At 67.9% G+C, this 11,784-nt stretch carries 11 protein-coding genes; 9 read left to right on the top strand and 2 right to left on the bottom strand.

Translation table 11 applies throughout. The features are described 5' to 3' along the window. From VEB62_RS06855 to VEB62_RS06825, 7 genes are all read left to right on the top strand, one after another. A partial coding sequence (locus VEB62_RS06855) for a CobW family GTP-binding protein (RefSeq protein WP_324797202.1) occupies positions 1 to 1,072 on the top strand: 1,072 nt, incomplete at its 5' end. 20 nt (positions 1,073 to 1,092) lie between these two features. Beyond that, a complete protein-coding gene (locus VEB62_RS06850; protein ID WP_324797200.1) occupies positions 1,093 to 1,782 on the top strand; it encodes an SDR family NAD(P)-dependent oxidoreductase in 690 nt (229 codons plus the stop codon). After that, on the top strand, positions 1,779 to 2,006 hold the full coding sequence (locus tag VEB62_RS06845; RefSeq protein WP_324797197.1) for a DUF2093 domain-containing protein: 228 nt from the start codon (positions 1,779 to 1,781) through the stop codon (positions 2,004 to 2,006). Before VEB62_RS06850 ends, VEB62_RS06845 begins: the two co-directional genes overlap by 4 nt. A 48-nt stretch (positions 2,007 to 2,054) precedes the next feature. Further along, on the top strand, positions 2,055 to 3,020 hold the full coding sequence (locus VEB62_RS06840; RefSeq protein WP_324797195.1) for a WD40 repeat domain-containing protein: 966 nt from the start codon (positions 2,055 to 2,057) through the stop codon (positions 3,018 to 3,020). A gap of 55 nt (positions 3,021 to 3,075) precedes the next feature. After that, positions 3,076 to 3,783, top strand: a complete 708-nt coding sequence (gene mtgA / locus VEB62_RS06835; protein ID WP_324797192.1) for a monofunctional biosynthetic peptidoglycan transglycosylase — start codon at positions 3,076 to 3,078, stop codon at positions 3,781 to 3,783. A gap of 92 nt (positions 3,784 to 3,875) precedes the next feature. Continuing rightward, positions 3,876 to 5,756, top strand: coding sequence for a M2 family metallopeptidase (locus VEB62_RS06830; RefSeq protein WP_324797189.1), 1,881 nt, complete (start codon positions 3,876 to 3,878; stop codon positions 5,754 to 5,756). Positions 5,757 to 5,950: 194 nt separating this feature from the next. Then, the gene (locus VEB62_RS06825) at positions 5,951 to 7,765 is read left to right on the top strand and encodes a ubiquitin-activating E1 FCCH domain-containing protein (RefSeq protein ID WP_324797186.1); all 1,815 of its coding nucleotides are present in this window, start codon (positions 5,951 to 5,953) and stop codon (positions 7,763 to 7,765) included. A gap of 125 nt (positions 7,766 to 7,890) precedes the next feature. Here the strand turns inward: VEB62_RS06825 and VEB62_RS06820 are convergent, their stop codons facing one another. Continuing rightward, positions 7,891 to 8,856 (bottom strand): isopenicillin N synthase family dioxygenase, encoded by a 966-nt coding sequence (locus VEB62_RS06820; RefSeq protein WP_324797183.1) that lies wholly within the window; start codon positions 8,854 to 8,856, stop codon positions 7,891 to 7,893. A 188-nt stretch (positions 8,857 to 9,044) separates the two neighbouring features. Between VEB62_RS06820 and VEB62_RS06815 the strand changes: the two genes are divergently transcribed. After that, positions 9,045 to 9,713 (top strand): YiaD family glycine zipper/OmpA-like lipoprotein, encoded by a 669-nt coding sequence (locus VEB62_RS06815; RefSeq protein ID WP_324797180.1) that lies wholly within the window; start codon positions 9,045 to 9,047, stop codon positions 9,711 to 9,713. 128 nt (positions 9,714 to 9,841) lie between these two features. Next, entirely contained in the window at positions 9,842 to 10,048 is a 207-nt protein-coding gene (locus tag VEB62_RS06810; RefSeq protein ID WP_324797178.1) for a hypothetical protein, read from the top strand. A 112-nt stretch (positions 10,049 to 10,160) separates the two neighbouring features. Here VEB62_RS06810 and VEB62_RS06805 read toward each other — a convergent pair whose 3' ends face one another. Beyond that, the gene (locus tag VEB62_RS06805; RefSeq protein WP_324797174.1) at positions 10,161 to 11,465 is read right to left on the bottom strand and encodes a UDP-glucose dehydrogenase family protein; all 1,305 of its coding nucleotides are present in this window, start codon (positions 11,463 to 11,465) and stop codon (positions 10,161 to 10,163) included. Positions 11,466 to 11,784 lie beyond the last annotated feature (319 nt).

Genomic DNA, 11,784 nt, shown 5'->3' with positions numbered 1-11,784 from the left:
CAAGATCCCCGTCACCGTCCTCACCGGCTACCTCGGCGCCGGCAAGACCACCCTGCTCAACCGCATCCTCACCGAGGACCACGGCAAGCGCTACGCCGTCATCGTCAACGAGTTCGGCGAGATCGGCATCGACAACGACCTTGTCGTCGGCGCCGACGAGGACGTGTTCGAGATGAACAACGGCTGCGTCTGCTGCACCGTGCGCGGCGACCTGATCCGCGTCGTCGCCGGCCTGATGAAGCGTCAGCGCCCCGGCAAGCCGGCTTTCGACGCCATCATCGTCGAGACCACCGGCCTCGCCGATCCCGGCCCCGTCGCCCAGACCTTCTTCGTTGACGAGGACGTCAAGGCGAAGACGCAGCTCGACAGCGTCACGGCGCTGGTCGACGCCAGACACATCATGGCCCGGCTGGACGACTCGAAAGAGGCCCGCGAGCAGGTCGCCTTCGCCGACCGGATCATCCTCAACAAGGTCGATCTCGCCTCGGAAGACGCGCTGGTCGAGGTCGAGGCCCGCCTGCGCCGGCTCAACCCACTGGCCCCGATCACCCGCGCCGAACGCGCCAATGTGCCGCTCGACCAGGTCCTCGGTCTCGGCGGCTTCGATCTGGAACGCATCCTCGACATCAATCCGCAGTTCGCCAATCCGGGCCACGGCGAGGAAGGTCACGTCCACGACGAGCACTGCGGCCACGATCACGACCACGACCACGAACACCACGGCCACGCCCATGAGCACGAGCATGCCCATGGCGCGCGCGGCCACGCCCACGAGGACGACATCAAGGGCATCTCCCTGTCGCTCGACCGGCCGATGGACGGGACCAAATTCACCGCCTGGCTCGACCGCCTGCTCGGCGAGCAGGGCCAGAACATCCTGCGCGCCAAGGGCATCATCGACGTGGCCGGCGAGGACCGCCGCCTGGTCTTCCAGGCCGTGCACATGATCCTCGAGGGCGAGCTGCAGAAGCCCTGGGGCGCGATCGAACGGCGCTGGTCGCGCGCGGTCTTCATCGGCCGCGATCTCGACGAGGCGGAACTGCGCAAGGGTTTCGAGGCTTGCGCCGTATGAGGACCTGAAGGAGCCGGGCCATGACCGATGCGAAGACCGCCCTGATCCTCGGCGCCTCGCGCGGCATAGGTTTGGGTCTGGTCGAGGAGTATCTGGCTCGCGGCTGGTCGGTTATCGCCACCGTCCGCGATGCGGGGGCTGAGGCCGAACTCACCGCCATGGACCGCACTGGCCGGCTCACCGTCCTTCGCGCCGACGTCACCCACGACGGCGACATCCAGGCGCTCGCCGACCGTGTCGATCGGCCGCTGGACCTGCTGTTCCTCAACGCCGGGATCATGGGTCCCGAAGAGATGACGACGGCCTCGCCGGAGGAGATCAACCAGATCATGCAGACCAACGCCTTTGGTCCGGCCCGCCTCGCCTGGGCGCTTGCGGACCGGGTGCGGCCCAGGACCGGCGTCATCGCCCTGATGTCGACTGGCATGGCTTCGATCGCCGACAACCGCTCCGGCGGCTATGACATCTACCGCGCCTCCAAGGCGGCCCAGAACATGTTGGCGCGCAGCCTGTGGGTCGGTCCCGGCCAGGCGCGGGGCCTGACCGTCCTGTCGGTCAATCCGGGCTGGGTGAAGACCGCCATGGGCGGCCGCGGCGCGACCATCGACGTGCCGACCAGCGCCCGGGGCATCGCCGACCAGATCGAGAGCCACGCCGGCGCGGGCGAGCACCGCTTCATCGGCTGGAACGGCCGCGAGTTGCCGTGGTGAACCCGCCGCCCAAACCGCTCTCCGTCGAGACCCGCCAGGCGATCCTGCATTACGGCACGCCCGATTTCGACGTCCTGCAGACCGGCGACTATGTGGTCTGCGCCGTCTCCGGCAAGCCGATCCCGCTGGAGCGGCTGACCTACTGGAGCGTCGAGTTGCAGGAGGCCTACGCCAATGCGGACCTGATGACCCGGCGCTGGGTGGAGACGCACCCTCGCGCGTGATGCGCCGTTGCGCGTTGACGCGCGCCGGGCGGGCTCTAAACGGACCTCATGAAGACCCACACCTACGACGCCCAGATCACTGCCGCCCTGTTCGATCGGACCGGCGCCGTTTTCGCGCTCGGCGACGGGTCGGTGCGCTTCGAGGGGGGCGAGTTCAGCGCCGCCCACGACGGGGCCATCCTGTGCGCGGCGGTCCATCCGTCGGGCGATGGGGTGGTCACCGGCGGCGACGACGGCCGGGTGATCTGGCACCGCCGTGGCGACGCGGGCGTGCTGGCCACCGCGAAGGGCCAGTGGATCGACGCCATCGACGCCTCGGCCGAAAGCGGCCTGATCGCCTTCTCGGCCGGCAAGACCCTGTCGGTGATCGACGCGAAGGACGCCGGCTTCCGCCGCGATTTCGTGCACGAACGCACCGTCTCGGGCGTGGCTTTCGAACCGAAGGGCCGCCGTATCGCGACCTCGACCTACGGCGGCGCGGCCCTGTGGTTCGCCCGCATCGCCGACCAGAAGCCGACCTTTCTCAAATGGGCCGGATCGCACACGGCGGTCGGCTGGTCGCCGGACGGCGCCTTCGTCGTCACCGCCATGCAGGATAATCAGCTGCACGGCTGGCGCATCAAGGACCAGAAGAACCTGCGCATGGGCGGCTATCCGTCCAAGGTCCGCGCCATGAGCTTCCTGTCCAACGGCCAGCTGCTGGCCACGTCGGGCGCGCAGGGGGCGGTGCTGTGGCCCTTCATCGGCTCGAACGGCCCGATGGGCCGCGAAGCCACCGAGATCGGTTTCGACGAAGGCAGCCTCGTCGCCCTGGTGGCGTCGCAGCCGAAGCACGGCGTCCTCGCGGCCGGTCTCGACGACGGCCGCGTCTGGCTGGCCCATCCGGCCGGGCAGGGGCTGAACTTCCTCAAGGCCGGGAAGGGCGCGCCGATCACCGCCCTGGCCATGAGCGCCGACGCCCGTCGCGTCGCCTGGGCGGACGAGGACGGCCAGGCCGGCGTGGCCGACGTCTGACGCGGTCGTCCGGCGCCACTTGCTCCGGACCGCCGACACGGGCCAACCTTCGCCGATGGGGGATGTCGTGCAGACCAGACGCAAGCGGCCGGTGCTCAGGGTGTTGGCGCTGCTCGTCCTGCTGCTGCTGGTCAGTGTCGGGATCCAGCGCTTCGTTCCCCCGCCCGCCACCTTCCTGATGGTGACCCGGACCATCGAAGGGGAGGGGTTGTCCTATCGCTGGCGTTCGCTGGACGACATCTCGCCGCGTCTGGTCGAGGCGGTGATCGCCTCCGAGGACTCGACCTTCTGCGCCCACCGCGGCTTCGACATAAAGGCCATCGAGAAGGCGCTGAAGGCCAACGCCCGGGCCGAGAAGCGCGGCGGAACCCGCATCCGCGGCGGTTCGACGATCAGCCAGCAGACCGCCAAGAACGTCTTCCTCTGGCCGGGCCGCGACTGGATCCGCAAGGGGCTGGAGGCCGGCTACACCGTCCTGATCGAGACGCTGTGGGGCAAGCGCCGGGTCATGGAGGTCTATCTGAACGTCGCGGAATGGGCCCCCGGCGTCTACGGCGCCGAGGCGGCCTCGCGTCACTGGTTCGGCAAGTCGGCCGCCGACCTCAGCGCGCGCGAGGCGGCGCGGCTGGCGGCCATCCTGCCGTCGCCCCGACGCTACAACGCCTCGTCGCCCGGACCCTATGTGCGCCGCCGGGCCTCGCGGGTTCAGGCCGCCATGGGCACGGTGCGCAGCGACGGCCTCGCCGCCTGCGTGCTGGGCTGAACCGCGCCGCTTGACGACACGGCTCCGCTCGCCTCACCTGCGCGCCGAAAAGGCGGAGCAACCGCCTGACGCCAGATACCCGGGAGGACTCCATGAAACGCACCCTGATGACGGCCGCCGCCGCCTGCGCCCTCGGCCTCGCCGCCGGGTGCGCCAGCTATGGTGACGACGATCTGGACGCGGCCGCCGCTGATGCCCGTGCTGCCGCAGACGCCGCGGCCGCCGCCACAGCGAGTCCGGTGACGGCCGAAGCGGCTGTGGCCTTTGTCGCCGACGCCGAAAAGCGCCTTGCCGACCTCAGCGAGGAGGCCGCCCGCATCCAGTGGACCCGGGCCACCAACATCACCCACGACACCATGTGGCTGGAGAGCCGGATCAACGCCGAGTACACCGAGCTGCAGGTCGAACTGGCCAATGGCGCGGCCGCCTTCAATGACGTCGAGGTTCCCGCCGACGTCCGCCGCAAGCTGAACCTGCTGCGTCTCGGCATCGTGCTGCCGGCCCCGAACCGGCCCGGCGCGGCCACCGAACTGGCCGAGATCACCACCCGACTCGACTCGACCTACGCCACCGGAAAATTCGATTTCAAGGGCCGTCAGATCACGCTCGACGACGCCACCATCCTGATGGCCGAGAGCCGCGACCCCGCCGACACCAGGGCCCTGTACGAGGGCTGGCGCACCATCTCGCCGGTCATGGCCGCCGACTACGCCCGCATGGTCGAGATCGCCAACGAGGGCTCGCGCGAGCTTGGCTTCGCCGACACCGGAGCGATGTGGCGCGCCGGCTACGACATGGACCCCGACGCCTTCGCCGCCGAGACGGACCGGCTGTGGGAGCAGGTGAAGCCCTTCTACGAAAACCTGCACTGCTATGTGCGCGACCGTCTCAACGCGAAATACGGCGACGCGGTCCAGCCCGAGACCGGCCCGATCCGCGCCGACCTGCTCGGCAACATGTGGTCGCAGCAGTGGGGCAATATCTATGACGTCGTGGCCCCGACCTCGGGCGGCGAGTCCAGCTACGACCTGACCCAGCTGCTGGTCAGCAAGGGCTACGACGCCGAAAAGATGGTCAGGACCGGCGAGAATTTCTACGTCTCGCTGGGCCTCGATCCGTTGCCGCAGACCTTCTGGGAGCGGTCGATGATCACCCGGCCCGAGGGCCGCGAGGTGGTCTGCCACGCCTCGGCCTGGGACCTCGACAACCGTGACGACATCCGCATCAAGATGTGCACCCAGGTCAACGGCGACGACTTCTACACCGTCCACCACGAGCTCGGGCACAACTACTACCAGCGCGCCTACAAGGATCAGCCGTTCCTGTTCAAGAACGGGGCGAACGACGGTTTCCACGAGGCCATCGGCGATTTCGTCGGCCTGTCGGCCCTGACCCCGACCTATCTGAACCAGATCGGCCTGCTGGACACGGTGCCGGGCGAGTCGGAGGACATCCCCTTCCTGCTCAAGATGGCGCTCGACAAGATCGCCTTCCTGCCGTTCGGCCTCATGGTCGACCGCTGGCGCTGGGGCGTGTTCAACGGCGAGACAACGCCGGCCGAATACAACGACGCCTGGACCGCCAACATGCTGCGCTACCAGGGCCTTGTTCCGCCCGGACCGCGTCCGGAGAACGCCTTCGACCCGGGCGCGAAGTACCACATCCCCGGCAACACCCCGTACACCCGCTACTTCCTGGCCCACATCTACCAGTTCCAGTTCCACCGTGCGGCCTGCAAGCAGGCCGGCTGGACCGGTCCGCTGCACCGTTGCTCGATCTATGGAAACGAGGACGTCGGCCAGCGCTTCAACGCCATGATGGAAATGGGCCAGTCGCGCCCATGGCCCGAGGCTATGCAGGCCTTTACCGGCGAGACCGGCAACGACGCCTCGGCCGTGGCGGACTATTTCGCCCCGCTGAACGCCTGGCTGACCGAGCGGAACCGCGGCAAGGACTGCGGCTGGGAGGCCTGAGTCCCGCCGGACGAGGGTCTGATTAACTTTCGCTGTTGGACCTTCTCTTAACCGGCTTGCGCCACAGTCGCGCGGAAGACCGTGGGCGAATTGCGCCCGCGGCGGGACGGCGGCTGGAACGGATGGGGTGCAAGACCTGGCTTGACGGTGTGTGCGGCGGCGTGGGGGCCCTTGCCCGGCGCCTGGCGGGGGACGTGCGCGGCAACGTCGCCATGCTGTTTGGCCTCAGCCTGCCAGTGTTGCTGCTGATGGTTTTCGGCGGCGTCGACATCCACCGGATGTCGACCGTCAAGGTCAACCTGCAGGACGCCCTCGACGCCGCGGCCCTGGCGGCGGCCCGGTCGCCCTATACGGAGGACGCCGACCTGAAGCGCGTCGGCCTCGCGGCGCTGAAGGCCAATCTGCAGGCCTATCCGAACGTCACCCTCGAGGAGGATCAGACCAGCTTCATCCTCAGCGACGAGGACGTGGTCGTCGCCGACGCCCGGGTTCAGGTGAAGACCCTGGTCGCCAACATCTTCCTGCCGCCCTACGGCCAGCTGATGGACGACTATCTGCCGGTGGGCAGCCATTCCGAGGTCGACCGGTCGTCCCGCAATATCGAGGTGGCGCTGGTGCTCGACCTGACCGGCTCCATGGCCGGCGAGCGGATCGCGGCGCTGATCGAAGCGGCCAAGGACCTCGTCGAACTGGTCGTCCAGGACGTGCAGACGCCCTACTATTCCAAGATCGCCCTGGTGCCGTACTCGAACTCGGTCAACCCGGGCAGCAGCTACCTGACCCAGGTGCGCGGCGGCGTGACCACGTCGGTCAACATCAGCAACGCCGTCATCAACCTGTCGGGCACCCAGCGGACCATCTCCGGAGTGACCAGGGCTCGTCCGGCGGTCGTCACGACGAGCACCGACCACGGCTTCCTCAACGGCGAGATCGTCTGGATCACTGGCGCGACCGGCATGACCCAGCTGAACAACAAACCCTATGTCGTGACCAACAAGACGAACACGACCTTCGAGCTATGGACCATGAGCGGCAGTCGCGTGGATAGCCGCGGCTGGAGTAACTACAATGGCAGCGGCCGCGTGCAGAAATGCCAGAACAACGATTGTTCGATCACCATCACCGCCAACAATCACGGCCTCCTGAACAACCAGTACGTTCGCATCACCGATGTGAACGGCATGACCCAGATCAACAACAAAACCTATCTCGTCGGCAACGTCACGACCAACACCTACACGATCGATCCGGACGACGGTTCGACGATCAACCCCTATAGTTCGGGCGGCAGGTCATGGTGCGCCCAGGCGGGCTGCACCTGGTTCGCCTTCGAGAACGTCTACGAAGACCTCGTCGCCAACAGGATCAGTTCGTGCGTCACAGAGCGCACCGGCGCCCAGGCCTGGACCGAAGCCCGGCCGACCGGCGCCTCGTCCTACGTCGGCCGGCACTATCCCGACACCAGCGGCGGCTGCCTGGGCAATGCGGTCATGCCCCTGACCAGCAGCAAATCGAGCCTGACGACCGCGATCAACAATTTCCAGGTCGAGGGCACGACCGCCGGCCACATCGGTATCGGCTGGGGCTGGTACGCCCTGTCGCCGACCTTCAGCGCGATGTGGTCCTCAGGGACCGCGGCTCCCTATGACGCGTCGGAAACCCTGAAGGCCATGGTCATCATGACCGACGGCGAGTTCAACACCGCCTACTGCCAGGCGGTCCCGGACATGTACACCGGCGCAACCAGCGGCACCTATCGCAACAACTGCGCCGCCACCAACGGCGACGCCTTCACTCAGAGCCGGACGCTTTGCGACGCGATCAAGGCCAGGGGCATTCTGGTCTACACGGTGGGCTTCCAGATTTCCGCGACCGGCGACGCCGCCGATGTGCTGGCCTATTGCGCGAGCACACCGACGAACTTCCACATCGCAGCCAGCGCCGGCGACCTGTCCGACGCCTTCGCCGCGATCGGCCGCGACATCACCCAGTTGCGGATCTCCAAATAACGAACAGGCGCGGCGCCCTCCGACGCCGCGCCCTGCGCTCAAGCGGGTTCGGCGCCGCGCGCGGGCCGATAGCGCACTCACCACGCGCTCAAGCAGCGAGCGCCGCGCGGCGAGCGTTAGCGCACTCAAATCAGCCGGATTTCCTTCAGCCGTTCGGTCAGGAAGTCCTCGGCCATGATGGCCTTGCCGGCGTAGCGGTCGGGGTTCTCCGGCGACACCATGCCCGGCAGGGTCTCGATCATGAAATCCGGGTTGAAGTGCAGGAAGAACGGCGTCGAATAGCGGGCGAAGCCGCGCCGCTCCGGGGCCGGATTGACCACCCGGTGGGTCGTCGACGGCAGCACATGGTTGGTCAACCGCTGCAGCATGTCGCCGATGTTGACCACCAGCGCCCCCGGCGGCGGGGCGATGTCCAGCCATTCGCCGTCGGCGTCCTTCAGCTGCAGGCCCGCCTCCTCGGCGCCAAGCAGCAGGGTGATGACGTTGATGTCCTCGTGGGCGCCGGCGCGCACGCCGGGCGCGTCGGCCGGCACCGGCGGATAGTGCAGCATGCGCAGGATGCTGTTGCCCAGCTGGACCTTGTCCTCGAAGAAATCGTCGCCCAGCTCCAGATAGCGGGCGATGGCGCGCAGGATCTTGCGGCCCAGCTCGTCCATGGCCGTGAACATGCCGTACAGGTGGGGCCGGAAGCCTTCGATCTCGGTCGGCCAGACGTTGTCGCGCATATATTTCCGGTAGGGATGGCCCTCCGGCAGCTCGCGCCCGACATGCCAGAACTCCTTCAGGTCGACCGTCGCCGCGCCCTTGGCCGCCTCGACCCCGAACGGGGTCAGGCCGCGGGCGCCGCCGGTTCCCGGCTGGTGGTACTGGCGCTTCACGTCCTCGGGCAGGGCGAAGAAGGCCTTGGCGTCGTCCAGCGCGGCGTCGATCACCGTCTCGTCCAGCCCATGGTCGGCGATGACCGCGAAGCCGTAGCGCTTGAAGGACTCGCCCAGCCTGTCGGCGAAGGCCTGGAAGTCGGTGTCGTAGAGCGTCATCGACACGGGTTCGATGGAGCGGCGGGCGGCGGTGGAGCTCAGGCTGTCGGCCATTGCGGGACCTCAAAACTACATTCGGGCGTTTCCATACGCCCTGTGGGCCGATCTTGGCAAAGCACGGGCGCCGGCGTTCGCCGCGGATGAATCCGCGCCTGCCGGCCGTTCACCGGCGGTACAGGTGGGAACCTTGACCGTAAGGCCGCGTTCCGCCGTCAACCAGGAACTGGAAGGACCATTCCATCATGCACGCCAAACTTCTCATAACCGGCGTCAGCGTCATCGCCCTGCTGGGCGCCTGCACGACGACCGACCCCTACAGCTCCACCCCGCGCCGGAACAACACCGCCACCGGCGCGATCGCCGGCGCGCTCGGCGGCGCCGTGCTGGGCTATCTGACCAACACCTCCAATTCCGAGGAAGGCCGCAAGAACGCCCTGATCGGGGCCGGCATCGGCGCCCTCGGCGGCGCGGCCGTCGGCGCCTACATGGATCGTCAGCAGCGCGAACTGGAAGCCCAACTGTCGGGCACCGGCGTCGGGGTGGCCCGCCAGGGCGACAACCTCGTCCTGCGCATGCCCTCGGACGTGACCTTCGCCTCCAACCAGTCGGCGATCAGCCCGCGTTTCAACGCCACTCTCGATGACGTGGCGGCGGTGCTGAACCGCTATGACCAGTCGGTCATCGACGTCGTCGGCCACGCCGATTCCGATGGCGCCGAAGACTACAACCTGAACCTCTCGCGCCAGCGCGCCTCGTCGGTGGCCCAGTATCTGGTCAGCCGCAACGTTCTGGCCGACCGCCTCTACGTCGACGGCCGCGGCGAGAGCGAGCCGGTGGCCACCAACGTCACGGCCGAAGGCAAGGCCCAGAACCGGCGGGTCGAGATCGTGATCCGGCCGTTCCGCGGCTAGCGCCAAACGCGCCCAGGCAGGCCCGTGCCGCGCACGGGCCGATAGCGCGCCAACGAGAGAGGCGGAGCTTCGGCTCCGCCTTTTTTGTGGCCGGACACTGTTCCGTGACTTGCGGCGGCGGCGCGTAGATGCTGGATAACAAACGCCGTTTCGACTCGGGGGAATGCGTGCGTCCGGACCATGAAATCACCGATGGAATCAGACTCGGCGCGATCGCGGTCGTGTCGGCGGTGGTGACGGCGATGCTGGTCATCGGCGCAGGCCGGACCCTGCTCCCCCAGCCGGAGGCCCAGGCGAAGGACCGGCCCGTGCTGATCCAGGCCTCGCTGCCCTAGAGCGAAATCGGTTTGGCCGCGATCGCGTCCAAACTCGGATCGTTCCAGGATCATGCTGGAGCCTGATTCACGGCATCGGCGGAATCGCGAAGCGATTCCTCCTCAACCGATCCTAGCTTCTTCCGATCGAGGCGTAGCGGAAGCCCCGCGCGCGCATGTCCTCGGGCCGATAGACGTTGCGCAGGTCCACCATGACCGGCTGCCGCAACAGCCGCTTGACCCGGTTCAGGTCCAGGGCCCGGAACTGGTCCCACTCGGTCAGGATGACGACCACGTCCGCACCCTCGACGGCGTCATAGGGGCCGTCCTTGAACACCACGCCCGGCAGCAGGTGCGCGGCCTCCTTCATGCCCTCGGGATCGAAGGCCTGAACCGTCGCGCCCATGGCCATCAGGGCCGGGGCCACGTCCAGCGACGCCGCGTCGCGCATGTCGTCGGTGTTGGGTTTGAAGGTCAGGCCCAGCAGGGCGATGGTCTTGCCCGCCAGATCGCCGTCCAGCGCCGCCGAGACGCGCTGCGCCATGGCCTTCTTGCGTGCGTCGTTGACCTCGACCGTGGTCTCGATCAGCCGCACCGGCGACCCCGCGTCGATCGCAGTGCGCACCAGGGCTATGGTGTCCTTGGGGAAGCAGGAGCCGCCGTAGCCCGGGCCGGCGTGCAGGAATTTCGATCCGATCCGGTTGTCGAGGCCGATCCCGCGCGCGACCTGCTGGACATCGGCGCCGACCTTCTCGCACAGATCGGCCATCTCGTTGATGAAAGTGATCTTCATGGCCAGGAAGGCGTTGGCCGCGTACTTGATCAGCTCCGACGTGCGCCGGCCCGTGAACAGGATCGGCGTTTCGTTCAGGTTCAGCGGACGATAGATCTCGCGCATCACCGCCTGGGCGCGCGGGTCCTCGGCCCCGACCACGATCCGGTCAGGTCGCTTGAAGTCCTCGATAGCCGCGCCTTCGCGCAGGAACTCCGGGTTGGAAACCACCGCGAAGTCGGCGTCGGGCCGCCGGGCGCGGATGATGGCCTCGATCTCGTCGCCGGTTCCGACCGGCACGGTCGACTTGGTGACGATGACGGTGAAGCCCTCGATCAGACCGGCGATCTCCTCGGCGGCCGCATGGACATAGGACAGGTCGGCGTGGCCGTCGCCGCGACGGGACGGCGTGCCCACGGCGATGAAGACCGCGTCCGCCGTCCGGATCGCCTCCGCCCCGTCGAGGGCGAAGGACAGGCGGCCGTCGCGGACGTTGGCGGCGACCAGGTCGTCGAGTCCGGGCTCGAAGATCGGGATCTCGCCCCGCTCGAGCCGCTCGATCTTGGAGGGATCCTTGTCGACGCAGGTCACGTCGTGGCCGAAATCGGCAAAACAGGCCCCTGAGACCAGGCCCACGTAGCCGGTTCCGATCATTGCGACGCGCATGCGGGTTCGCCCCCTTCAACAGTGGCCGGGAGATAGCGGTCGGGCCGGGGTTTGGCCACCCCGCCCGTCCTGCCCGGGGTCCAAAGCAAAACCGCCGGCCCCGCGAAGGGCCGGCGGCTCTGTTATTCTCCGTGCCGTCCGCCCCCGGCCCAGGGGCCGGAAGCGGTCTCGACGTCAACCTAGAAGTTGATGCCGATGGTGGCGCGGCGGTTGAGAGGCTCGCGAACGCCGTCGGCGGTCGGGCGGGCCAGTTGGGTTTCGCCCTTGCCGTCGAGCGAGATGACGCCGCCGTTGACACCCTGGGCGACCAGCGCGTCCG

The organism is Brevundimonas sp. (assembly GCF_035626975.1).
Classification (GTDB): Bacteria; Pseudomonadota; Alphaproteobacteria; order Caulobacterales; family Caulobacteraceae; genus Brevundimonas.
This window is presented reverse-complemented; position numbering and strand designations above follow the sequence as displayed.